Source organism: Chryseobacterium vaccae (assembly GCF_009602705.1).
Classification (GTDB): domain Bacteria; phylum Bacteroidota; class Bacteroidia; order Flavobacteriales; family Weeksellaceae; genus Chryseobacterium; species Chryseobacterium vaccae.
This window is the reverse complement of record NZ_VSWH01000001.1, coordinates 642,282-666,393: the sequence shown is the minus strand read 5'-3', so window position 1 is coordinate 666,393 and position 24,112 is coordinate 642,282. Positions and strand designations below refer to the sequence as shown.

The 24,112-nt window shown below is 39.5% G+C and carries 19 protein-coding genes; 3 read left to right on the top strand and 16 right to left on the bottom strand.

All coding sequences use genetic code 11. The annotated features are described in order from the left end of the window. Positions 1-32: 32 nt before the first annotated feature. Positions 33-1,133 (bottom strand): aminotransferase class I/II-fold pyridoxal phosphate-dependent enzyme, encoded by a 1,101-nt coding sequence (locus FW768_RS03005; RefSeq protein WP_153392251.1) that lies wholly within the window; start codon positions 1,131-1,133, stop codon positions 33-35. Further along, positions 1,126-1,749, bottom strand: coding sequence for a hypothetical protein (locus FW768_RS03000; protein ID WP_153392249.1), 624 nt, complete (start codon positions 1,747-1,749; stop codon positions 1,126-1,128). Before FW768_RS03000 ends, FW768_RS03005 begins: the two co-directional genes overlap by 8 nt. 65 nt (positions 1,750-1,814) lie before the next feature. On the opposite strand from FW768_RS03000, the gene FW768_RS02995 reads away from it, so the two are divergent. Beyond that, entirely contained in the window at positions 1,815-3,302 is a 1,488-nt protein-coding gene (locus FW768_RS02995) for an aminotransferase-like domain-containing protein (protein WP_153392247.1), read from the top strand. Positions 3,303-3,731: 429 nt separating this feature from the next. Here the strand turns inward: FW768_RS02995 and FW768_RS02990 are convergent, their stop codons facing one another. Genes FW768_RS02990 through FW768_RS02950 form a run of 9 tightly spaced genes read right to left on the bottom strand, consistent with a single transcriptional unit; the run spans position 3,732 to position 17,407 of the window. Then, positions 3,732-4,898 carry a PepSY-associated TM helix domain-containing protein gene (locus FW768_RS02990; protein WP_153392245.1) on the bottom strand — a complete coding sequence of 389 codons (1,167 nt, stop codon included), beginning with the start codon at positions 4,896-4,898 and terminating at the stop codon, positions 3,732-3,734. Positions 4,899-4,900: 2 nt separating this feature from the next. After that, entirely contained in the window at positions 4,901-7,318 is a 2,418-nt protein-coding gene (locus tag FW768_RS02985) for a TonB-dependent receptor (RefSeq protein ID WP_185151926.1), read from the bottom strand. Further along, positions 7,305-8,693 (bottom strand): AMP-binding protein, encoded by a 1,389-nt coding sequence (locus tag FW768_RS02980; RefSeq protein WP_153392243.1) that lies wholly within the window; start codon positions 8,691-8,693, stop codon positions 7,305-7,307. The genes FW768_RS02985 and FW768_RS02980 overlap by 14 nt, the downstream gene beginning before the upstream one ends. Positions 8,694-8,697: 4 nt before the next feature. Further along, entirely contained in the window at positions 8,698-8,943 is a 246-nt protein-coding gene (locus FW768_RS02975) for an acyl carrier protein (protein ID WP_115929440.1), read from the bottom strand. 1 nt (position 8,944) lies between these two features. After that, entirely contained in the window at positions 8,945-10,348 is a 1,404-nt protein-coding gene (locus FW768_RS02970) for an MATE family efflux transporter (protein ID WP_153392241.1), read from the bottom strand. Beyond that, positions 10,345-12,159, bottom strand: a complete 1,815-nt coding sequence (locus tag FW768_RS02965) for an IucA/IucC family protein (protein WP_153392239.1) — start codon at positions 12,157-12,159, stop codon at positions 10,345-10,347. The genes FW768_RS02970 and FW768_RS02965 overlap by 4 nt, the downstream gene beginning before the upstream one ends. 8 nt (positions 12,160-12,167) lie before the next feature. Continuing rightward, a complete protein-coding gene (locus FW768_RS02960; RefSeq protein ID WP_153392237.1) occupies positions 12,168-13,487 on the bottom strand; it encodes a lysine N(6)-hydroxylase/L-ornithine N(5)-oxygenase family protein in 1,320 nt (439 codons plus the stop codon). Next, a complete protein-coding gene (locus tag FW768_RS02955) occupies positions 13,480-15,909 on the bottom strand; it encodes a GNAT family N-acetyltransferase (protein ID WP_153392235.1) in 2,430 nt (809 codons plus the stop codon). The genes FW768_RS02960 and FW768_RS02955 overlap by 8 nt, the downstream gene beginning before the upstream one ends. Beyond that, positions 15,872-17,407, bottom strand: a complete 1,536-nt coding sequence (locus FW768_RS02950; RefSeq protein WP_153392233.1) for a pyridoxal phosphate-dependent decarboxylase family protein — start codon at positions 17,405-17,407, stop codon at positions 15,872-15,874. The genes FW768_RS02955 and FW768_RS02950 overlap by 38 nt, the downstream gene beginning before the upstream one ends. 216 nt (positions 17,408-17,623) lie before the next feature. Here FW768_RS02950 and FW768_RS02945 point away from each other — a divergent pair, with 216 nt between their 5' ends. Both FW768_RS02945 and FW768_RS02940 read left to right on the top strand, forming a co-directional pair. Continuing rightward, entirely contained in the window at positions 17,624-18,730 is a 1,107-nt protein-coding gene (locus FW768_RS02945; RefSeq protein ID WP_153392231.1) for a TauD/TfdA family dioxygenase, read from the top strand. A gap of 144 nt (positions 18,731-18,874) precedes the next feature. After that, the gene (locus FW768_RS02940) at positions 18,875-20,296 is read left to right on the top strand and encodes a serine hydrolase domain-containing protein (protein ID WP_231128623.1); all 1,422 of its coding nucleotides are present in this window, start codon (positions 18,875-18,877) and stop codon (positions 20,294-20,296) included. Positions 20,297-20,384: 88 nt separating this feature from the next. Here FW768_RS02940 and FW768_RS02935 read toward each other — a convergent pair whose 3' ends face one another. The 5 genes from FW768_RS02935 to FW768_RS02915 all read right to left on the bottom strand — a co-directional run bounded on the left by FW768_RS02935 (position 20,385) and on the right by FW768_RS02915 (position 24,108). Beyond that, a complete protein-coding gene (locus FW768_RS02935; protein ID WP_231128622.1) occupies positions 20,385-21,185 on the bottom strand; it encodes an alpha/beta hydrolase in 801 nt (266 codons plus the stop codon). A gap of 101 nt (positions 21,186-21,286) precedes the next feature. After that, complete coding sequence (locus FW768_RS02930) at positions 21,287-21,856, bottom strand: Crp/Fnr family transcriptional regulator (RefSeq protein WP_153392227.1); 570 nt, start codon at positions 21,854-21,856, stop codon at positions 21,287-21,289. A 9-nt stretch (positions 21,857-21,865) separates the two neighbouring features. After that, positions 21,866-22,390 carry a GNAT family N-acetyltransferase gene (locus FW768_RS02925; RefSeq protein WP_153392225.1) on the bottom strand — a complete coding sequence of 175 codons (525 nt, stop codon included), beginning with the start codon at positions 22,388-22,390 and terminating at the stop codon, positions 21,866-21,868. Positions 22,391-22,815: 425 nt separating this feature from the next. After that, positions 22,816-23,394: a 5'-methylthioadenosine/S-adenosylhomocysteine nucleosidase family protein gene (locus tag FW768_RS02920; RefSeq protein WP_153392223.1), complete on the bottom strand. Its 579-nt coding sequence runs from the start codon at positions 23,392-23,394 to the stop codon at positions 22,816-22,818. A 15-nt stretch (positions 23,395-23,409) separates the two neighbouring features. Next, positions 23,410-24,108, bottom strand: a complete 699-nt coding sequence (locus FW768_RS02915; RefSeq protein ID WP_153392220.1) for a DsbA family oxidoreductase — start codon at positions 24,106-24,108, stop codon at positions 23,410-23,412. Positions 24,109-24,112: the final 4 nt, after the last annotated feature.

Below are 24,112 nucleotides of genomic sequence, written 5' to 3'. Positions count from 1 at the left end.
ACAAGCTTCAAACTTGCGACTGTTTATGTTTTTTAAATAAATTCTTTAATAATTTCTGAAAGGGTTACAATTTCCTCTTCTGTATTGAAACTGTGCAGGCATATCCTTAGCCTTTCCGTCCCTTCTTTTACGGTAGGGCTGTATACTGCGTAGGTTAAAAATCCATTTTCTGACAAAGTATTCTGCATCATTTTTAATCGTTTATTATCAGGAATTAATACCGCCTGAACAGGACTCTTTTCCGAAGAAGGTGTTGGAATAACCTGTTTTCTGAACAGTTGAATATTTTGCTGAAGCTTTTCTGATAGTTCAGGATACTGTTTTAAAAATTCATATCCCGTTTTTATAGCAGCCCACTGGAAATCCTGAGCTGCAGTACTGTAAATAAAAGGGGATGCGAAATTAATCAGATAAGATTTCACCAAATCATTGCATAATATCGCTGCACCATGAGCTCCTAAAGCCTTTCCATAAGTAACTACTGCTGCACAAACCTTGTCCTGAAGCTGATATTGCTGAATCAAACCATATCCAAAAACTCCAAAGGCATGGGCTTCATCTACAATCAGGGATGCATGGTATCTTTCAGCTAAATCTGCCATTTCCTTTAATGGGGCAAAATCTCCTTCCATTGAATACAGGCTTTCCGCGGCGATAAAACAATGTCCGTTTTGTCTTTTCAGCAAATGTTCCAGATCATTCAGATCATTATGTTTAAATTTCAGTTTTCGGACATGAGACATTCTGCAGGCGTCATGAACGGAGCGGTGAATCTGCTCGTCAACAATAATGGTATCATGACGACCCGGAAGCGCAGAGAATAAAGCAAGGTTGGCATTGTATCCTGAAGGAAAAAGCAATGCAGCAGGAAATTTGTGTTCTTGCGCAATATATTCCTCCGTTTCTAATGCTGTACAGCTATTTCCGCTAATCAGTCTGGAACCTGTACTTCCTGAGAGGAGCTTCGGCTTTTCAATAACCTGTTTCAGAAGTATGTTCTGAAGTTCTCTGTTTCCGGCAAGTCCAAGATAATCATTAGAATAAAAGTCGATTCCGGGCCTTTTGGATTTCAGAGTTCTTACTATTCCCGACTCCTTTCTTTTATTAAGATGTTCCTGAAGTCTGTTAAGCATAATTCACTTTTGACACTTCTTCAAGTATTGCGTTAATCCATTGGTCATGAAGTTCTTTTTCTATAGCCAGAATATTTTCCGCGTGGAGCTTCCAGTCTTCAGAAAATTCGTTCAGCTGGTTAATCATTTCTTCCAGATGGCCTTCTTCTTCCAAGATAATAGATTTAACCATAATCCTGGAGGAATCTTTGGTAAGAACATCCTGATAAACGGGATAAAGCTCATCAGCACGAACTTCTATGGCATACGTCACGAAAAGATAAGCAGCATACTTTAATTCTTCTTTAGTCAGCTGAAAGGCATTCTTAAGATATCTGCACGCTTTAACATCTAAAGAATGAAGATATTGTCTTGTAGCGATGGCAGCGAGCAGTTCATGATCTTCATAAGTCAGGCAGTATTCAGCATCAATTTTTCCAATCTGCTTTTTCAGATAGTAAGCATGACGGTGCTCTTCTGCAGCGTGTTTCAGCTGGATCAGGCTAACGGAAACAGGATGTTCACACTTTGAGATCTTCCGGGCTCCCGCATTTTCCATAAAAGAAAGTGTATTCAGCCATTGGGCATGCGTTTTACCGTCCTGTACGATCTTTTCAAGCATACGATGAAATTCCATAGATTTTTATTTTGCCACAAAAGTAGTATATTGCCGGACCATTAAAAGGTGCCAGTTTTAATATTATGGATAGTCCGGTTAAGATCCCTTACCAAAGTTTTATAGAAATTGACAGAAATTCAGAGACAGCAATCTATCTGCAGGTGGCCAATCAGCTGATCAATGCTATACAGAGAGGCTTTCTTCCTTTTGGAACCAAACTGCCGGGAACCAGACTGTTCAGTGAAATTTTAGAGGTTCACCGCAATACAGCTGTTGCCGTTTATGATGAACTTTCTGCACAGGGATGGGTGGAAAGCCTTCCGAATAAAGGAACTTTCATTATCGGAGAGAATCAGGAAAAACCTATTAAAGTCAAGGATTTTGAAAAAAACAACCTTCAGAATTACCCGGAAACCACAGGATTTTCTTTTAAAACATCCAATATTTTAGACAATCCTTTTGAGCATTCAGACTGTGAATATATTTTCAATGATGGTGTTCCGGATATCAGACTGACACAAATCGGCCAGCATTCACGGTTTTACAGCTCTATTCTTAAACGGAAATCCAATCAGAAAATGCTGGGACATTATAATCACGACGGAAGTGAATTTTTTAAACAGCATTTATCCCATTACCTGAATCTTTCCCGCGGCCTTCCTATCTCCAAAAACAACCTGCTCATTACCCGAAGTACGGAAATGAGTATTTACATTGTTTCGCAAATATTACTTTCCGAAGGTGATACAGTCCTGATTGGTGCTTTAAGTTACTTTTCTGTGAATATGATCTTTCAGAAATCGAGAGTTAATATTGTATCAATACCAATAGATGATGAAGGAATCAGGGTTGAAAGTGTAAGGGAAGCCTGTAAAAAACAACGCATAAGAATGCTTTACCTTACGCCACACCACCACTATCCTACCACTGTTGCTTTAAGTGCACAAAGAAGATTGGAATTACTGGAACTCGCTAATGAATACGGGTTTATCATATTGGAAGATGATTATGATTATGAATTTCATTATGACAAAAGTCCGATTCTTCCGCTTGCCAGTGCTGATACCAACGGAATGGTTATTTATATTGGTTCTTTCGGAAAATCGCTGGCTCCGGGATTCAGAACCGGGTTTATTGTGGCTCCGGAAAATCTGATGGCAGAAATGAGAAAATACCTCGGGATTATAGACCGTCAGGGAGATATTCTCATGGAAAGAGCTTTGGGAGAAATGATTGAAGAAGGGGAAATCCACCGCTATCTGAAAAAGTCTTTAAAAGTTTATCAGGAAAGAAGAGATCATTTTGCTTTATTACTCGATGAACATCTGAAGGGGTTTATTGGGTTTCAGAAACCTTCCGGAGGGCTTGCATTCTGGATGGAATGGAAGGTTCCTGTTAATCTAATGCAGCTAAGCCGGAACTGTGCCCAGCACAATCTTTTTATTCCTAAAACACTGCTTTATCAGAACAGAGATCTTACGGCTATGAGAATAGGCTTTGGAAATTTCAACTTTGAAGAAATGGAACGGAGTATTGAAATTCTTTCAGAGAATGTAAAGAAATTGATCTGAGTTTTGATATCACAGATTTTTTGGAATACGCGAGGTCGCAAGAGTTATTTACAAGCTGTATAAAAAGGTCGCAATGATTTTATCTGCGATAAAATTTCACACTGCAAAATTCATAAAAATCTTTGATTTTTAAGCTTAAGTGTTCTTCTCAACATAAAGCTTGTCACTTTAATCTTAAGTGTAAAAACTTTTTTGTGGTTAAAATAATTTCCCACAGAATATACAGATTACTGATATATTTTATTTGAAAAAAATAGCTAAAAACCTTTGGTTTTCTTGCGCCTTAAAAACAGCATAATGATTCAAAGCCTTGCGCCCTTTGCATTTTCTAATATCTTTCTATAGATCTGCTGAATCGGAGAATAAAAAGAGAGCATAATACAATGATTATACTCTCCTGTTTGGTAAAGATTAAAAGAAACAGAAATTTTATGATCCTTTCTTTTTCTTAGGTTTTTTCTTTTTCTTGTTTAAATAGATGATAAAACCTGTGATTGGAAGCGAGGCGGCAATGATTCCTGCAAAAAGATATAAAAACCTTCCTGTCATTCCTAAGATACTTCCGGTGTGAAGATCATAATTTCTTTCTCTTAATGCTGTTCCATATCCGATATTTTCGTTTTTATAAGATTGATATTTCAGTATTTTTCCTGAATACCGATCGAAATTGAACTGTTCATTCTGATACTGTCTGTTACCATAGGTTACTTCGGCATAATAGGTCCCTTCTTCTGTTTTCGGAAAGCTGATCAGCGCTGATTTTTTATCTGCAAGACTTTGCTCTACTCTGTTTCCAACCATATCCAGAATATTTTTTGAATCCGGAGTTTCTGTAGTTGGTACTGTACTTTTGGCTTTCTGTTCAGTCTTTGCCTTTCCGTTAAGCGTTTTTTTTACCCATTGATCCATTTCTTCAAAATTCCATATCAATGCGGCATATGAAATCAAAAGCAGAGGGATAACGGAATAAAAACCCAGTACATTGTGAACATCATAATTGATCCTTTTCCATTTTGCGGATGTTTTGATGAAAAACATTCCTTTCAGAGCATTCTTGTTTATTTTTTTCGGAACCCAGATCACCAGACCTGAAAAAAGCATTACTGCAAATATGATGGTAGCATATCCGGTAATGGCTTTCCCGATTTTCTCTCCAAGCAGTAATCTTCTGTGAAGATCCATCACGATTTCAAAAAAATCGGTTTTTGCATTTTCTACTTCCAGAACTTTTCCGGTGTAAGGGTCTACATAAACTCTGTAATAATAAATATAAGACCCCCAATAAGTCAGGGCCTCTTTATCCATTTTCAAAGTACGGAAAGCATAACTTCGGGAAGGATCTGAGGAAATTTCTACCCTGCTTACCTTCAGACTGTCTGGTAATGCCTGTTCTGCTTTCAGTTTGAGTTCAGAAAATTTCAGCTTTTCTTTTTTTATGGTTTTTACATAATATTTTTCAGGATGTAATGCATGTTTCAGTTCTTTTTCAAAGGCAAGGATGCAGCCGGTAGCTGCCATGATAACAACTATAAGCCCGGACGTTAGTCCGAGCCATAGATGTATCTGATGTATAATTTTTCTAAATGTCAACTTCATTCTTAAAATTTAAGGCTGACCTCAGCAACAAAGTTACGAGGCATCTGGGCTACTACAACCCCCTGCCCTGCAAAATACTGTGCATTTCCTAAATTATTCATCTTAAATCCTAATCTGTATCTTTCTTTTTCAAGGGACACAGAGGCATTAATTAAAGTATACGCCGGGAAAACAAACTGTCCGGTAGTTGCATTATCAACAGTTATCTGTTGACCTACACGGTTCACTCCAAAACCTAACCCTAGTCCCTGAAGTCCTTTGATTGGCAATATGTAGCTGATCCATGAATTGAATACGTTAGCAGGTCCCGCAGATGAAGGACGGCGTCCATCAACATTAGCAGCCGCTTTTACAAATTTACTGTCGTTGTAAGAATATCCGGTCATAATATTCAATCCGTGAATAGGGTTCAGAATCGTTTCAATTTCAATCCCCTTGCTTCTCTGCTCGCCATCCTGAATGGTTACACTATAGCTTTTTCCGTCACGAACTACATCAACTCCTCTTAACATATTGTTAACCAGAATATCATAATATCCTACGGTGAAGTTTACCTTATTTCTCCAGAGATTTCCTTTTACTCCAACTTCCCACTGATTAGATTTCTGTGGCTTGAAGTCTCCGCTGTAGTCCGGAAGCGGCTGGGATGCCGGAGCGGTGTAGCTGAAACCGTTCATATAGTTGGCATAAGCTGACAGACGGTCTTTAAAGATCTGATACAAGATCCCGACTTTCGGAGACCATGCATTTTGATTGAACGCTCCTGAATTAGTATAGTTGTTCAGATTAAGCTGTCCTTTACTTTCATAATGATCAAAACGTAAACTTAACAAAGTAATCAAACGGTCAGTAATGTAAACAGCATCGGAAATATAGGCCCCGTATATGTTAGACGATGTGGTAGTTCTTTCCAAGGCAGCTTTTGACAGCTGTATTTTTTGAAGCGCCAGATCTCTTGAAATTGCACCATATTTTGGAGTCAGATTTCTTCCGTTGATCGTATCGTATTTAACGATCGGGGAATTATTATAGTTCAATGACTGATTTAAATAGTCCAACCCGATAAGAACTTTATTTTTGATTTTCCCGATTTTGAACTCACCGTTAAAATTCTGCTGAATACTGGTAGAAGCCCCTTCAGAATTCTGCCACTGTACATTACGTTCCAGCATGGCATCGCTGTCATTTCCTCTGATAAACTGATATTGGTATAACCCTTCCGTTTTTCTGTAGTTTCTTGAAATTAGAGTCTGTGAAGTCCAGTGATCAGAAATTTTGTAATTCACCTCAGCTTTTACGTTGATGGAAGGCGCTTTTAAACTCATATCATTATTGGAATAAGATCTTTTCCAGTCGAATCCAAGTTCATCAGGAGTTGTTGCGAAAAACTTTCTTGTTCTGGACAGGAAGATGATCGGAGTATTGGTTCCTTCATATGTATAAATCTGTGCCCCCAGATTGAATTTTAAGCGATCATTTACCTCATAGCTGAATGTAGGAGCCACAAACATTGATTTTCTGAATTCAGAATCTCTGAAACCATTCTGATACTGATAGGCTGCATTCAAACGGAATAAGGTTTTCCTTGAATCCGTGATCGGGCCGTATACATCAGCAGTTACACGGTTTAAATTGTAGCTTCCCATCAGATAAGAAACTTCACCTCCAAAATAATCCTTCGGTTTTTTCGTCACTACATTAATCAATCCTCCAAAAGAATTAACAGCTCCACCGTATAATGTTCCGGAAGGTCCTTTGATTACATCGATACGTTCAATGTCTGCAGGATCAATTTCGGAGTTGGTTGTTGCCGGAACACCATCTACCATAGAAACTCTGGTCGGAAATCCTCTTAAGTTGTAATAAAAACTTCCGTCTCCTGCTCTACCCGCACTTCCCTGCATCTTAACAATACCCGGAACGTTCTTCAAAGCGTCTGACACATCATACACGAGCTGTTCCTTAAGGATCTGTCGGTTGATGCTGGTATACATCTGAGGATTTTCAAGGTTTCTCAGAGGCATTTTAGAGATGGAAGTACTGTCCTTATCCAGAAATTTGTTTCTGCTTACGGCATATACTGTGATTCCTTCAATGACATTATTATCTGCTGTAGTATAAACAACAGGGATTTCAAACACCTCTTTCTCAATACGGATTGGTTCCCGCATCAGTTCGATATCATTTAAAACCACCTGAAGGGTATATTCTCCGGGCGGCACATTATCAAAGTAATATTCTCCTAAATTATTGGTTTTTGCCTGATAAGGTGTATTCACTAACCTTAAAAGGGCGTTTTTAACAGGTTCTTTCTCAGACAGCATGACTTTACCGTGAACACGATCATTCTGCTGGGCAGAAAGGATTAACGGAAAGCTGACAAGAAGTAAAAGTAATATAAGGGTTTTAAATGTTTTCATGCTGTAAGTTTTGTAACATAGGATAGTTTATTTTGCCGTTTTGTGATAATGGAAATGATTCTATGTGTTCGGTGCGTACGTACTGCGGATTGATGCGCAGCTTATTTTTAATAATTTCTGTGATATTTTGGGGATCAATACCCTGATTGTCGTAAAGTACAATGATCTTTTTGTCATTGGAATTCAGGCATACCAGTGTATTTCCTTCCAGTTCGTTCTTCAGGATAACTTCTACCTCATCCAGGTTAAGACGGATTCCGAAAAGCTTCATAATCCTTTTGATTCTTCCTGTGATGTAGTACAACCCGTTCTGGCCTCTTCTGCCCATATCTCCGGTATGGAGAATTTCGGGCTGTTCATATATAGACAGATCCTCAAGTCGGTTGGCATATCCACCGGAAATTCCCGGATGTGAAAAAAGCAGTTCTTCCGATTCAGGATCTATTGTAAAACTGCCTCCATGTACAGGAGTCCCGATAGAGGTTTCTTCTTCCAGAAGCCCGTCTGTGGTAAGATAAGCCATTCTTCCTCCAGCCTCTGTCTGCCCGTATTGGGCAAAGAACTGTTTCTCAAATTCATGACAGTAAGAGAAGATTGTTTTTCTCAGTTCACTGTTAATAACACCTCCTGTATGGGTCATATACCTTAAACTGGGGCTGTCTTTTCTGAAAAAGCCAATTCTGTTCAGGTTTTCATACAAATACGGGACTCCTCCCAGTGTACTATAGCCATATTCTTCCATTTCATCCCAGAAAGCTTTCTGCATAATGTCTTTGTCGGTACATACAATTCTCCCAGCACGCATACAGTTGGTGGTGAAAATAGAAAATCCGTACACGAAATTAATCGGTACGTTCAGCGGAACCACATCAGATTCCAGGATAGGCATGTACTGAAGGATGCTTACTGCATTCTGATAAAGGTTTTCATCCGACAGTTTCACCAGTTTCGGGACCCCTGTTGTTCCTGAAGTGCTCAGAAGGATTTTGATGTCCGGGTGAATAGAGGCTTCGGGCGTTTGATCTTCTTTTGCAAAGATTTTAATGGTTTCTGAGAATTCCTTTAAAGAATATCCCCAAACCTCATCTCTTGACGGATCAAAGATGTATTTCGGGCGATACTCTGCTTCCAGGCGTTCCTTAAATTCAGGATGCAGTTTCTGTCCCAGTACAGCAATGGCATGAGCTGTTCCGTAAAAATTGAGGAGCACCTCAATACCGGGCAGCTGATTGTCATTGTACAGAAAGATCAGTCCTTGCTCTGAAGGATCTAAACCCAAAGACCTGCACAGGGCCCCGGCCGGTATGGTGGTACCGGACGAAGCATCTGTAAACAGCAGGCTTTTGTTGTCAATTACATTTTCTAAAATTTTCATATACTTAGTTTTCTACGAGTACATCGTATTTTTTCATTTTCTCACGGATTTTTCCTACCGTTCCCATTTCAAGAATATCATTAAAATCAAATTTGATCTGATAAAACTGCTCCAATGCTTCTACAATGAGCAGATGGGACATAGAATCCCATTCGGGAATTTCCTGATAGGTAAGGTTTTCATCAACCAACTCTTTTTTAACAGCAATAGCTGATGCGATAATTTCATAAAACTCTTCTGTTGTGTTCATTTTAAATTTTTATAGTTTTCCATTTTCCATTTTTGAAGATCAGTAAGAACAGTACAGCAAGCACTATTTCCGAGGAAACAATGGCCGTAAAGATCCCTTTCAGCTCCCATTGAAGGCGTACCCCAAGCAGATAGGCTAAAGGAAGCTGAATAACATAAAACATGATCATATAAAGCAAGGTTACCTGCATAATGTTCCCGGCAGCGTTAAGAGCCCGGCTGATTACCATTGTAAAGCCCAGCAGCAAATAAGCTATAGACACTACATGAATGTACTGTACGGCATATCCTGCCACTTCTGGCTCCTGAGTAAAAAAAGTAACCACATATTTTGCAGCGACCTGCCAGAGCAGGGCGACAGCTACCAGATAGGTCATGTTGATTCCTCCGGCCCTCCAGACTGTTTTTTCCGCCCGGTCCGGATTTCCAGCTCCTAAATTCTGTCCTGTCAGTACTCCTGCGGCATTTCCTATTCCCCAGGCAGGCATTGTAGCCACAGAGGCAACCCTTTGAGCAATGATATATCCTGCAAGAGCTGTAGTTCCGAACGTCGCGATGATCTTAACCATAATCAGCCAGCTGGAAGCAGGTATAATATATTGCACAAGTCCTCCCAACGCGATCTTCATCATCTTTTTGAGTAAAGGAAGATCGAAACGAAATTTCACCACAATATTGATACTGGTCTTACCGGAAAGGAGAATAAAGAACTGGTACAAAACGGCCAGCAGCCTTGATAACACGGTAGCATAAGCCAGTCCCATAAGTCCATAGGCAGGAACAGGTCCAAGCCCGAAAACAAGTACAACGGCAAAGACCATACTCGAGATATGGCAGAGCCACAGGGATTTCATGGCAAGATCAGCATCCCCAGCTCCCCTGAATAATCCATTAACGGAAAGTCTCAGAATAACCAGCCCGATACTAAGGAAAACCAGCTGTGAGAATGGTAAAGCCTGCGTCATTGCTTCCGGGCTAAAGCCAAGAAAGCTGATGATCTCTCCTGCAAAAAGAAATGACAAACCTCCAACAAGTAGGGCAAAGGCAGAGGCCAGCAATATGATATAATGGGCAGTCCGGCTCATTCCATCTTTGTCCTTTTCCCCGGCTCTCCTTGCAGTGAGTGTTGCCGCAGCTATTCCCAGACCTATTGCAATGGCGTTGGCAAAATTGATATAGTTGTCTGTGATCCCCACAAGCCCTAGAACCTGATCTCCCAATCGGGCAATGATCAGTAAATTGATACTGACAAAGACAGATTCCATCAATAATTCTAATACCATAGGAATGGCAAGGCTGAAGATAGAACGATTAATACTTCCTGAAGTCAATTCTGTTTTTTTTCCTGCCAAAGCTCCGTACGCAAATACAGAGCCTTCTTTTATGATATGCAGCGCTTTTCTCATACTTCCGCTACAGAATTTTTATTGATGATCTGGTACAGCGGATTAAGAAGGGCGCCATCTTTCTTAGGAATAGCAAAAGCTTTATTTTCGCTATAGCCGTTATTCTTCAGACGGACACTGTTGATATAGAACCTTTTGAATGCCGGAACATACAGATCATACTTTTCGTACCGTTCCTTCAGATGCGGATTCTGATTTTTGTACTCTTTTATACATTCATGAACAAGAGTCCAGAATGTTTCTTCCCGGAAGTTTGAATACGTATGCAAAACATTGGAAAGATATCTGAAAAACGCATCAAAAATCCCCAGCAGAATAGAAAGTGGTACGTTTTCTTTGTTTGAAGACTGGATCAGCCCGTCTGCAAGATGGTCAGGCAGCTTTTCCCTGGCTTCAGGGGTCAGTACAATATCATCTACAAAGTCTTTAATGACAATCCTCTGAGGAAGACCATTCTTCAGCACAACCATAATGTTTTCTCCGTGAGGAGTCACACAAAGAGAATGAGTATAATAGATGTGAAGCAGCGGAGTAAGATAGGCATCCAGATACTCCGTGATCCATTCTTTGATGCTGACTCCTGCTTTTTCGGCAAAAGCCTGTACCAAAGGAATTCCGTTCTGATCAACGTACAGCAGGGAAGCCATGGTAAACATTTCTTCACCTTCTTTCAGGGAAGATATGGCACTTTCACGCCATAGAGCCCCTAAAAACTCATTGTACTGATAAGGTACAGCGGTTATAGCATTGTATTGAGGATGCAGATAGGCAACTGAAGCTTCCTCACCCAGGAAAATGGTTCCTTTTGTCTCCAGATATTCATCATCTTTAATCAGACCTTTTACCCAGTCTGTAATCGATGGAGCAATTCTCATCTGCTTAGGAGAAAGTCCTCTGATGTTTCCTGTACTCAGAATAGAAACTGCGGTTTTCAAGTATCTTTTCTCCGGATGCTCTGTGTTGAATAAAGTCCGGATGCTCTGCTGTGGGCTGTAAAAATCATTTCCTCCCCCTAACTTTATTAAAATTCCGGAAGCTATATCTCCCGCAAAATGAATCTTCAGCTTATGTTCCCACTGCCATGGATGTACAGGAATTAAATTGTAATCCTGAACAGATTTTCCTAAATCAATCAGTTGCTGCTGAAATACCTGATACAATTTGTCTCCAATTTCCGAACGGTAAAAGTTTTCCTGATCAATATGCTCCAGCGCCTGAAAGGCTGATCTGTCTTTATGGGCAGCCAGCCACAGAACTTTTATGTCCTGCCCTGCTTCCGGCGCGTAAACTTCAAGATCAGAGGGAGAAAATCCCAGCCGGCTTTTATTGACGATTACCCAGGGATGGCCTGTCATCTGATGCTCTACCGTCTGATAATTGCTGGAGGCAAGATCTTTTGAAGAAATAATTCCTCTGGATAAGATCAGCGCATCACAATATAAAGTATGAAGCAGTTCTTCTGTATATTTTGCTAACGTATTAGAATCTAAGTCAAATACGGTCTGCATTTCAAGAAAGAATTGAGGAACATTCAGGGTCTGACTTTTTACTTCATTTTCAATTTTAACAATACTGTCTTTGTCGATATGCCAGTAATCCATCATTCTTTCCTGTCCGCGGAAGCTGTATTCAATATTTTCCAATCCGGTTTCAAGTCTGAAAACGGTGAATCCTGCTTCATCCTGGAAAACAGGAATAGGTTTCAGGCGCTCTTCATGCATTAACTCCGCAAAGGTTTTAGCCATCAGATCGCGGTTGGCCATCAGCCAGATTTCCTGACTGATGGGTGTATTATTTAAAGTGGTGTTCATTTTTAACATTATATTTTGGCAGTTGTTGGTATGGCGGCATATTTTTCAACATCAAAATCCTGGAATGCAATTTTATTTTCAATCTTATAATATTCTCTTCCCAGAATATCGTTGATGATATAAGAATTACGGTAAGCTGCCATTCCCAGATCCGTTGAAATATAGCTATGGGTATGAACTTCTGCGTGCAATACATAGATTTCACCGCCATTATGATCTATTGAATAGTTCCGGTTAACCGCAAATAATCCGCCTGAATCCCTTTTAATTCTGGATTGAATATTTTTAAGGAATGAAGGTTCATGGTAGCGGTATCCTGTTCCAATCACCAGATAATCGGCTTCCTGATCATACTGAACGTCCTGTTCAAGCTGAGTAAATTCAAGCGTAAGATGGTCTGTACTGCTGTTGTCTACCCTGTCCAGCTGGCTGTTCGGAATAATGGTAAGCCTTGTATCCTCATTATCAATATTCAGATCATAAATAAAATCATAGATCTGGTTGATGAGATCATAATTAATCCCTTTGAACTGAGCCTGCTGCTTGCTTAAAATGGCTTTCCTTGCATTCTCGCTTCTGCTGTAGAAATAGTCTACATAATCAGGAGAAGTCAGCTCTAAGGTCAGTTTTGAATATTCCATCGGGAAGAAACGGTCCGGGCGGGAATACCAGCCTAACTGAGTATTTTCATTCCGGCTCTGCAACAGATCATAGAAAACCTCTGCCGCACTCTGTCCTGAACCAATCACCGCAATTTTTTTACCCTGGGACAAAAGCTCTTCCTTACGGTATAAATATGAACTGGTATGAAGAATCCTGGAATCATCTTTTGGAATAAATGAAGGGATATGGGGCTGTGTACCTGTTCCTAGAATTAACCTTTCTGTCCTGAAAACTTCGGCTTCTTTAGTTTTGGTGTGAATGGTCGTTACTACATACAATCCGTCTTCATATACAATATCCACAACCTGTGTTGAAAACCTGCATTGCGGCAATTGGCTTACTACCCATTGACAATACCGGTTATATTCTTTACGGGGAATGAAAAAATCTTCCCGGATAAAGAATTTATAAAGCCTGTTGGTTACTTTTAAATAATTCAGAAGACTCAAAGGATTGGTTGGATCAGCCATAGATACACAGTCACACAAAAACGGCGTCTGCAGGGTTACATGATCGATCATTAATCCCGGATGCCAGTCGAAACCGTCTCTCTGGTCCAGAAAAAGGGTTTTTAATTCAGAAATCGGATTGGATAATGCGGCCAGTCCCAAATTAAAAGGCCCGATTCCAATTCCGATCACGTTATATGGGGTTTCATTATTCATGTTCAGTGGTTTTTACGGTAAATTGTACGTATTTGTTCTGTGGAAACTTTTCCCAATACCATTCCCGGTAGCAGAAGTTGAGGTTGGCTTTTTTATGAGGCATTTCAATGACCTTTTCCACTTTAAAGCCTACATGTGCTTTATTCATCATGGATGCCAGAGAATCTACAGAACCTTCACCCACCATTTTCCCAACTTCAGGCTGGGCAAATACGTAATCTACCATAGATTGTGTGGAAGGAGAAACATATTTCTTTTTAGGATCGGTTGGAGCAATAAACTGATGGGTTCCGTAATCTGTCGGAAGAACATCATAATAATCGCCTACAATATCCCTGCATGGCCAATAGACTTCAATATTACAGGAAGGTTCGCCGTTGCTTATGACAATGTAACTTTGGGCTTCATCGCCGGGAAGCATAAGACGGTAATAGGTTTCCAGCGCATCAATGGGCCAGTTCATCTGCCAGATTTTAATGGCATGTTCGCGGTTGAACCACTCATGAAGCATTTCAAGATCCTGATCAAGATCAATTGGACGCATGGTGATGGTCACCTCTTCTTTTTCGAAATAGCGTTTGAAGAAAACGTCTTTTCCTTTCGGATGGATCAACTGGTCTGAAAAGAAATACTGGTGAAGAAGATTGGGAACTGTTGCATAAGAAATCGCTGACGCACTTGTAATTCCGTCAATTTCATTGGCTACTGCCTTAAAATTGGTTTTTGTTCCCCAATAACGGTTTTCAAGAGCATAACGGGTGAAGTCTGAAGGTTCTTCGGAATGTACTCTCTCAAACTCCCTGTAAAGAATATCTATCAGGGCTCTTTCTTTTACCCATCCTGTCTTTCCTAATGAAGCAATCAATGCTGAAAGATTGCTGACCAGCACATGATAGGAAACAATATCTAAAAGACGCTCATCCCTGATAAAAAGGTCTCCAATTTCAGGATAAGATTTTGCAAGTTCAACATACTGTTCCCGTGCACTTTCTCTCAGAAGATATCCCTGAGCATCTCTTATCCAAAGGGTTTCCGGCATCAGATTCTCATCAAGGCTGATCAGGAGATTCTGCTGGTGGGCTTCAGGAGCCATTCCATACCGGCTGAACAAGTAATTTAAAGGCTCAATGAATAACTGAATGTATTTTTCAAACCAGATCATCACCGACTCTTCAGGCTTTGTTCCCAGCTTTTCTGAAACATCATCAAAAAACTGCTGTATAAAGGATTTCCCATCAGAAGGTTCATCCTGGCATAATCTGGCCAGAAGCAATATTTTGTCTTCCGCCTGGAAAGGGTTTTCACGGATCAGGAGATTCAGGCTCTCAATGTTTTTACCGGCATGATACACTCCTAATGTAACAGGTTCCAGCAGTAATCTGAAGTGACTGAACTTTTTGTCAAAATTTTCGCCCGCATGTTTCCTCCATAAAGCTGATGCGTATCCTCTTGCCAGATCTTTTTCAGTATTAATTCGTATTGAGCCCGTCAACAGAACATTTAAAGAGAACTTGGGCATCCACGGAATATCCGGGCTGTACATACTTCTGATGGATGAGGTTGAGTAAAATCCTTCACCTGATTTTCCGATATAAACCAAAGTACGGTTAGTAAGCATTTCCGAACCCTCTTTTGTTGATAAAAGATAGCTGGCCTCCCACGGGTGGCATGGAACCGCATAAAAATCCGAAAGCCGTTCTTCTCCGCTGAGGTGGTTTTCTACCAGATCTTCTGGTAATGAAATGATGCTTTCCAGAAACCGACTGTAAGGAATATCCAATACAGAGTTTTCTTTCACACAGCTTTTATGGACAAGGAAATATTCAAGCTGAATTTCCCTGTTGAATTCCGGGCCGTACAGAAGCTGCTCCTCTCTGGAAAAGCCCATTCTGGCTTTGGTAAACGGATGAAGATTATGCCCTACGGGAAGCTGCTGTTCAGATTCAAGGAAGGAATAAGTTAATTCATTTTTACCCTGTAATCCGGCATCCATGATCAGTTCCAGGTTTCTAAGGCTGCTGTGGATTCTTTTGGTAAAAAGTTCTAGTCCCTGTTGGGTAGACTGTTCAGAAAGTTCTTTATAAACCAATTCTGTCAACTGATCAGTATCCGGTTGAAAAATTTGCTGATTTTTATGGTCAACCACCCATAACTCCTGCCCGTAATGATGAAAAGTACTTTCGGAACGGTAAGAAACGGGGGCGAATAAAAAGACCTCACTTTTTTTCAGATCGAATCTTATATGTAAAGGATAAATACTGTTTTGAAGTGCCTGGGCTGTAAGAAGATCATATTTCGGAACTCCTTGGTAGAATTTCCCGTTTGCGAGTTCGCGGAGCATTCCGTTCAGCAGGATCCGTACAGTAATTTCCTGTGCTTTTTCTTTATATTGAGTGGGCTGCTGTATCAAAGTCTTTTCCATGCATTTTGATTTTGTTGAGAATTTCATGTACGTCTTCAGTGGTGGTGATCGGATTCAGGAAGGTAAATTTCAGATAGAAATTCCCATTTACCCTTGTGCTTGCTACCAGAACTTCTCCGCTGTAGAACAGTTTCATTTTTATATACTGATTCAGGGCGTTCAGATCTGTGATTTCAGGCCTTATATACCGAAACACAAGAACACTCAGGTCTGTATCTGAAAGCAGGTCGAAATCCGGATCTTCAGTAAGCATTTCCGCAACATCTTTGGTAAGATCTATTACCGTGTCAGTATATTCGGAAAGCTGTTCTTTACCCATCATTCTTAAGGTAAACCAGAGTTTCAGAGCATCAAATCTCCGGGTACTTTGCGTAATGGATTTATTGATCTGTGCAGGAATCTCTTCTTCATCCATTTCTTTGGGATTCAGATAGTCTGCATGGTGTTTAAGAATAAGCAATTCTTTTTTGTCTTTAACGATAAAAGCACTGCTGCTTATAGGCTGGAAGAATGATTTGTGATAATCAATGGTCACTGAGTTTGCTCTTTCAATTCCATTCAGAAGATGGCGGTATTTCTCGCTTAATAAGAGCGCGCATCCGTAAGCTGCATCTACGTGCATCCATATATTATACTGTTCTGCGATATTGGCAATATCTTCCATAGGATCTACATTTCCGAAATCGGTTGTTCCTGCCGTAGCGACAATTCCTATCGGGATATTTCCCAATTGTTCTTCCCTTTTGATGTATTTTTTCAAAAGAGCAATATCCATTCTGAATCTTTCATCAGTAGGAACTTTTACGATCGCTTTTTCGCCCAGTCCCATGATGGAAGCATTTTTCAGATTGCTGAAATGGGATTTATCTGAAACGAATATTCTGAACTTCGATGCTTCACGTGGAAGCCCGTCCAGTTTGATATTATGATGATATCTTTTCTGTGAAAAACAGTCACGCATCATTACCAGGCCCATTAAGTTACTCTGTGAGCCTCCGGCTGTGAAGACTCCGTCACTGTTTTCAGGATGATAGCCTAGCTGTTCTGCGGTCCAGTCAATTAGTTTTCTTTCCATAAAGGTCCCTCCGGCACTCTGGTCATAAGTATCCTGTGAAGAATTAATTGCGCTGACAAGAATTTCTCCGGCTAATGCGGGGATAACAACCGGACAGTTAAGATGGGCTACATACTGCGGCAGGTGAAATGCGGTAGCATGTTTTACATAAATATGGTCTACTTCCTGAAGAAGTTCCTGATAAGAAAACAGTTTCTGATTAAGGTCTATCTGCTGTACCATGGTTTTCATTTCTTTGGCTTCAATACCGCTGAAAGGCTTTTCATTTCTGTGTAAAAATTTTCCTACAAGATCTAAAGTATCGCCAACAGCGGTACGGTAGTGATCATAATTATCAGAATGAAAAATATTTTTAAAATTCCCCAAAAAGTGAGGAGAGGTAGCACTGAGGACATCGCCCGCAGGCATTTGGTTGTGGTTCATATAAGTATTTGTAAGGTGATTTTTAAATCAATAAATTGTGAGTATTATTTTGATACAATTACATATGTATCTGACAGTCAGGTTTTTAATTTTCTACATTTTTTTACTTTTTATTTGGTGATTTATAAATTATTCATAAATTTGAACTCGCTATTGTTATTTAGAATAATTAAAAACAAATATAAAAATTATTACTTAACACCAAATTTATTTTTAATGAATTCTATAGAAATTTTAGATAAAGACAGTATTACTGCCGTAAAACTGCTTCCTGCAGCTATTGAGATCACTTCTCAGGAGCGAAGAATGATAAAAGATGCAGCGGTGCATCTTCATAGAAAATATGGCAGCTATGAAAACAGAGATTTTATAAGACATGTCCACCAGCTTGCGTCCTATTTTCTGCCCGAAAGAATTCTGAATATAGCAGCTGATTTTGCAAGCGATTTTTCAAAAGACCAATACGGAGCATTGATATTTAAAGGCCTTATGGACATCGATCAGGAGGAAATTGGTATTACTCCATCCAACTGGCAGTCTGCCGACTCCTCTAAATTTAATCTTTATGGATTTGCCTGCGCATTGGTTCACGGTGCTCTTCCGTCAAAACCTGTACAATATTATTCACAGCGTAAAGGCGGAGGATTGATCCATGCCATTATTCCTGATGAAAAAATGCGTGAAACTCAGACAGGATCAGGATCTGCAACAGATCTCTATGTTCATACCGAAGATGCTTTCTTAAAACATCAGGCAGATTTCCTCAGCTTCATGTATATCCGGAATGAAGAGCAGGTACCGTCTACCCTATACTCCATTCGTTCTCATGAATCTATCGGGGAAAACTTCAAACCTCTTTTTGAACGGATCTATAAAATTCCCAAGGATGCTAATCTGGAGACGGATACGAATGAGGAAGAGACTTTAGATTCTGTTCTCTATGGTAACTTTCGTCTTCCTTTTATGAGGTTTGATGCGGCAGAACAATTGTTCAATCCGGACATTCAGCAGTCGGAAGAAGCGCATCATTGTTTAAGTGAATTCTGGGAAGAGGCACGGCATCTGATCTATTCGAATTTTACGCCACAGGCTGGCGATGTTATTCTGGTCAACAATCATTTATGTGCTCATGGAAGGTCAGCTTTTCGTGCCGGAGTAAGGAATATTGATGGTGTAGAACATCAGTGCCAAAGAAGAATCATGCTTAGAATGATGAGTAAAGTAAGCCTGATTGATATGAGAGCCCATACTCTTACAGACGATCCATTTTTTGTAATCGAAGAACATTTGGGTAAAAACTTTCAGCAACTTCAAAATGTTTAGTTAACATTTTGAAATTCAACCATCAAAATCTCTTTTAAGTTCTGTGCTTAAAAGGGATTTTTGTATTTCCTCTGTAATTAAGGCTTTTTTAGACTATATTTGATCAAAACTATTTTAACCTCACCAACTAATAACTCATATCTCATGACAAAATCAATCATGGCATCAACTGTAAGAAAAGCAGTATGCGTTAATCTTGTGCTATTTTCCATCGGATCATTTGCGCAGGACAAAACTAAGGTTCTGGACAGTATTTTTACTTCCCTGTACAACAAGAAAAAATTCAACGGCAATGTACTGATCGCTGAAAAGGGCAAACCTGTCTTCGAAAAAAGCTACGGAATAGCGGATGAAGCAACACAGCGCAAACTGGATCCTAAAACGACGTTTGAACTGGCTTCTGTCTCTAAACAGTTTACCGCAATGGGAATTGTTCTGTTACACAAACAAGGAAAACTCAACTATGATGATAAGATCTCAAAATATATCCCTGAACTGTCTTTCTATGATAAAATAACGGTAAGAAATCTCCTGAACCACACGAGCGGACTTCCTGATTATATGGAATTATTCGAAAAAAACTGGGACAAAAGTAAATTTGCGGTCAATGACGACATCGTCAAAGAATTTGCAAAATACAAACCGGCTCTTGAATTTGAACCCAGTCAGAAATATGAATACAGCAATACAGGTTATGCATTGTTGGGGAGTATTATTGAACGGGTTTCCAAACAATCTTTTGGAGATTTTCTGAAAGCCAATATCTTTAAACCTCTGGGCATGGATCATACCCTTGTATACAGAAGCCGTTACAAACCGCAGACCATCGCCAATTATGCCTTAGGCTATGAAGAAGATAATTCCGGAAAAAAGGTTCTTCTGGACAGCTATGGAAAGGAGTTTTATACCTATTATCTGGATGGAGTTGTAGGTGACGGAATGGTGAACTCTACCGTTGAAGACCTTTTGAAATGGGACAGAGCTTTATACACGAACAAGCTTGTAAATGACGATGATAAAAAGTTAATATTTAACGATGTTACAACGGGTGACGGAAAACAAAGCGGCTATGGTTTCGGATGGAAAGTGAAAAACAGCCCAAAATATGGAAAAATAGCCAATCATTCAGGTGGCTGGTCAGGATACGTTACTTATATAGAACGGCATATGGATAACGATAAAACGTTCATTCTGCTTCAGAATAATATGACCCGGAAAACAGTTGTTCCGATAGACGAAATCCGCAAAGTTTTGTATAACGAAAAGCTGGACGTTGAAAAGCCATTAAAAGCAGTTACACCAACCGATACACAGTTGAATTCTTATACAGGAGTTTATAGTGCTCCTAATTTTCCAATGAAACTAAAGGTATTTGTGCAGGATCATGTTCTTTATATACAGGCAATAGCAGAAGGACAAGAACCCGTAAAACTGACTGCCTATGAAAATCATATCTTTACCAATGAAGAGGACGAGATCAAAATGACTTTTAATCCAGAGCTGAAAACCATTGATTTCAATCAGGGAAAATCTTTGAAATTAAAATTCACGAAAGACAAAGAATAATAACTAACCTAAGAGTTCGAGTTAAGAACTGAGGTTAAATAGTTAAAAAAACAGGCTTCCGATTTTGGAAGGCTGTTTTTTTATGTTGTTAATGTTTAAAAAAGTTATCAAACAAAACCAGCTGTTCAGATAGTGACCGGCTCCAGTATTGATCATCATGACCGCCTAAAGATTCAGTGTAGAGGTGCTGAATTTTGAGGTCTGTAAGTTTTTTATGAAAATTCCTGTTCATTTCAATCATCTGAATATCTTCTGTACCACAGTCAAAAATGTATTGCTGTCCGGCAGAAACCATGAGTTTGGTTTTACTGTCAGTCAGGAAGTTTTTGTTTAACGAAGCCACAGGTCCCAGCACTTTATCTACGTTATATTTAGTATATCCAGGTCCAAATGCAGCCAGATCCAGTGCTCCGCAGGAACTTCCCACAATACCGAAAGTTTTATTATAAACGGTTCCGATAGTAACTGCTCCATAGCCGCCCATACTCCAGCCCAGAATGCCTCGGAATTTTTTTTCAGCCTTTACCGGATAATTTTTATCAATAAACTCTACCAGCTCTTTTCCAATGAAAGTCTGATACTGAGAATCTTTAACAATCGGGCTGTCGACATACCAGGAATTAAAATTTCCGTCCGGCAGAACATAAATAGTTTTATATTCCTGCGCTTTCTTAGCCAGATCTGGAATATCCTGTTTCAGAATTCGGTCCGGATTTCCGCTGTATCCGTGAAGAATATAGACTGATGGGTAGGTTGTTCCCTGCTGTGCGTCAGGAGTAATGATCACCGCTTTTATTTTTTTGTTCATTTTTGAACTGAAGATCTCCTGATGAATGATCTTCTGAGCAGACATAGGAATGCATACTGCTGTCAGGATTATAAGACTCATTAGCTTTTTCATACGATAAAATAATTAATTACGAAATAATTTCCTAACACAAAGATGCTCATGATCTCATGAAAAAGCCTCAACATATGTTGAAGCTTTTGTTATCTTATTTCTTTTTTTATACGGCTGAGCTGAGTGGGTGTAATTCCCAGATAAGAAGCAATATGATGCTGTTTCAGACGGCTGTATAGTGATTTGTTCTCCAGAAGTTTCAGATAACGTTCTTTAGCGGTTTCATGTTTTAAAGATATTTCCAACGGTTCTTTTTTCACCACCCAGTTTTTTTCCAGGTAATGAATTTGAAACAGGGCCAGATCATGGTACTTTAAAAGCAGTTCTCTATATTCACGGACAGGATATCGGATCACGGTACTGTCTTCCAGGGCAATAATCGTAAAATCACTCGCCCGGTTTTCCACAATAGCCGCTGTAGAGGCAGCAAAACTATGCTCTTCAAAAAAAATCTTATAGACGGAATCACCCTGTTCATCTATTGTATAATACCCCACCAGCCCCGATTTTATAAAATAATAATACCTGGCTGCTGCTCCTGCCTCCTGCAAAAGCTCATTTTTAGAGTATCTTTCTTCAGTACAAATATTGATCAGCGCTGCAATTGTTTTGTCAGACAGCGGATAATACTGCTTAATCTGTTCTATAAACTCTTTCAAATCTCTAAATTACGGATTCAGAACTTTTTTCATCATCAGATCAGTCTGTTCATCATCTCCCAGCCTGAAAGTATGGGTTCCGAATGTTTCAAAGCCATTTTTTCTGTAAAAATCAAGAGCTCTATGGTTCTCCTCCCAAACGCCTAGCCACAAATATTCTTTCTGAAGATTTTCCGCCATTTCGAGAGCTTTCTCATACAGTAATTGTCCTATTTTTTTACCATGGTGGCTTTTTTTGACATAAATCCGTTCTATTTCCAGAGAAGCATCATCCTGAAGCTCTGTTTGTGCCGGTCCTGAATTCAGTTTAAGATAGCCTACAGGATCATCATCTTCACAAACAATGAAGAAATAGGAATCCGGATTATTCAGTTCGGATATCATCTTTTCTGTGCTAAAGCTTTCTTCCAGATATTGTTTCATCATTTCTTCAGAATTGCTGTCTGAAAAAGTTTCAGAAAAAGTCTGTCTGCCAAGATTTTGTACTACTTCAAGATCTTCTGCGGTTGCCTTATTGATTATAATTGGGATCATTTTTAAGTTTTAAGAGCCTGTTTAAATTTCTAATTTGATTTTTTGTACCATTCAAATCTTAATATCAATCACATTCTTTGAGTATTTTTTGATTAAAAAGATAATGTTCTTATAGTGCTTTTTCCTGACGCAAAGGATTTCATTTTTGAAGCTGCTGATTTTAAGGGGGCAAAGGATGAGATCAACTTCGTTGATTCGTCGAAGCGTATGAATAAACATACCGTTTCATGAGCGGTGAAGTGGCCTCACTTTGCCTGCTTAAAATAAAGCGGAATTATTCATCAACTTTGCGTTAACCTTTTTTGCAGACTTGAAGAAATCCAAATTTGCATGACCTTTTAAAAAAAATTTCAAGCTTGATGTATCGAATTTTATCAATAAAAATAGGATAATCAATCGTATAAGAGGCTTAAACAGGTTTAAGATTAAAATAATATTTTCTTAAACGCTTCCGCTGCCAGATGTACCTGTACGCTCCAATCGTCTGCCGCATCACTTCCTGCATCATCCGAAATATACTTCAGACACAAAAACGGAATATTTTCTTTTTTAGCGATAAGGGCTAATGGATAAGCTTCCATGTCTACGATATTGTAGTCTGTTTCAAAATGATTCATTTCAAAACTATCACCGCTGCCGCAGATACCTTCTTTCAAACCGTTCATCTGCATTCCATATTCCAGTACCGGCGGAATTCCGGACAGAGGGGTTTCATACAAACTGAAGCCAAGTCCTCTTACATCCATATCGCGCTGGATAAATTTCGTGCAGCAGACCACTTCTCCTTTCCCAAAGCTTTGGCTTCCTGCCGAACCAAGGTTAACGATTAGTTTAGGCTTTCGTAAATGAACCTCACGTGTAAGCTCTATAGCAGCATTTACCTTTCCTATCCCTGTTATTAATTTATTCTTCCCATCGAAGGCCTTTCCTGCTTCTGAATCCAGAGCAAATACAAAAAGTGTTTCTGATATCGGAAAATGAAGTTTGTCGTTAATTTTTATCATTGGAAATTCAGAATATTAAATACTGCAGCCATCCGCATCACATGAAGCACCTCCTTGTGAAAGATCTTTAAAAGGAGTTACCGTTTCTTTATAAGTCTGCTGAAGAGCATCTTCAAAAACCTGAGGCGGCTGTGCCCCGGATACGGCATATTTCCCGTTCAGGACAAAGAAAGGAACACTGGAAATACCATTATTTCTCGCTTCCATAATATCCTGATTCACTTCATAATCAAATTCATCGGAAGTTAAAGCTGATCTTGCTTCCAGATGATTAATGCCTAAATCTTCAGCCAGAGCAATTAAAGTATCTACATCTCCAACATTCTTACCATCTATAAAGTGAGCTTTGAACAACGCTTCTTCCATTTCAGAAGAAACCCCATGTTTTTTGGACAGATGAAGGAGTCGGTGTGCCTTAAAAGTATTGGTGATCAGAGCTTTTTCAAAATCAAAATTAATTCCCGCTCCTTTTCCTGCTTCTGCAACGTGGCTGATCATTTGTGAAGCCTGTGCTTCAGGAAATCCTTTTTTCTCCTTAAAATATTCAATCGTATTTTGGGTAGACGCAGGATCAAGGGAGGGATCAAGCTGAAAACTCTTCCACTCTATTTCTACTTCATCTTTAAACGGCAGTTTTTCCAATGCCTGCTCAAAGTTGTGCTTACCGATATAACAAAACGGACACATTACATCCGACCATATTTCTATTTTCATTTTT

Bases quoted from the DNA above. Each gene is read 5' to 3' on its own strand.
- FW768_RS02945 (WP_153392231.1), top strand. From the start codon at position 17,624: ATGAATTCTATAGAAATTTTAGATAAAGACAGTATTACTGCCGTAAAA.
- FW768_RS02975 (WP_115929440.1), bottom strand. From the start codon at position 8,943: ATGAACACAACAGAAGAGTTTTATGAAATTATCGCATCAGCTATTGCT.
- FW768_RS02960 (WP_153392237.1), bottom strand. From the start codon at position 13,487: ATGAATAATGAAACCCCATATAACGTGATCGGAATTGGAATCGGGCCT.
- FW768_RS02940 (WP_231128623.1), top strand. From the start codon at position 18,875: ATGACAAAATCAATCATGGCATCAACTGTAAGAAAAGCAGTATGCGTT.
- FW768_RS02965 (WP_153392239.1), bottom strand. From the start codon at position 12,159: ATGAACACCACTTTAAATAATACACCCATCAGTCAGGAAATCTGGCTG.
- FW768_RS02925 (WP_153392225.1), bottom strand. From the start codon at position 22,390: ATGATCCCAATTATAATCAATAAGGCAACCGCAGAAGATCTTGAAGTA.
- FW768_RS03000 (WP_153392249.1), bottom strand. From the start codon at position 1,749: ATGGAATTTCATCGTATGCTTGAAAAGATCGTACAGGACGGTAAAACG.
- FW768_RS02915 (WP_153392220.1), bottom strand. From the start codon at position 24,108: ATGAAAATAGAAATATGGTCGGATGTAATGTGTCCGTTTTGTTATATC.
- FW768_RS02970 (WP_153392241.1), bottom strand. From the start codon at position 10,348: ATGAGAAAAGCGCTGCATATCATAAAAGAAGGCTCTGTATTTGCGTAC.
- FW768_RS02955 (WP_153392235.1), bottom strand. From the start codon at position 15,909: ATGGAAAAGACTTTGATACAGCAGCCCACTCAATATAAAGAAAAAGCA.
- FW768_RS02935 (WP_231128622.1), bottom strand. From the start codon at position 21,185: ATGAGTCTTATAATCCTGACAGCAGTATGCATTCCTATGTCTGCTCAG.
- FW768_RS02920 (WP_153392223.1), bottom strand. From the start codon at position 23,394: ATGATAAAAATTAACGACAAACTTCATTTTCCGATATCAGAAACACTT.
- FW768_RS02985 (WP_185151926.1), bottom strand. From the start codon at position 7,318: ATGAAAACATTTAAAACCCTTATATTACTTTTACTTCTTGTCAGCTTT.
- FW768_RS03005 (WP_153392251.1), bottom strand. From the start codon at position 1,133: ATGCTTAACAGACTTCAGGAACATCTTAATAAAAGAAAGGAGTCGGGA.
- FW768_RS02980 (WP_153392243.1), bottom strand. From the start codon at position 8,693: ATGAAAATTTTAGAAAATGTAATTGACAACAAAAGCCTGCTGTTTACA.
- FW768_RS02990 (WP_153392245.1), bottom strand. From the start codon at position 4,898: ATGAAGTTGACATTTAGAAAAATTATACATCAGATACATCTATGGCTC.
- FW768_RS02995 (WP_153392247.1), top strand. From the start codon at position 1,815: ATGGATAGTCCGGTTAAGATCCCTTACCAAAGTTTTATAGAAATTGAC.
- FW768_RS02950 (WP_153392233.1), bottom strand. From the start codon at position 17,407: ATGAACCACAACCAAATGCCTGCGGGCGATGTCCTCAGTGCTACCTCT.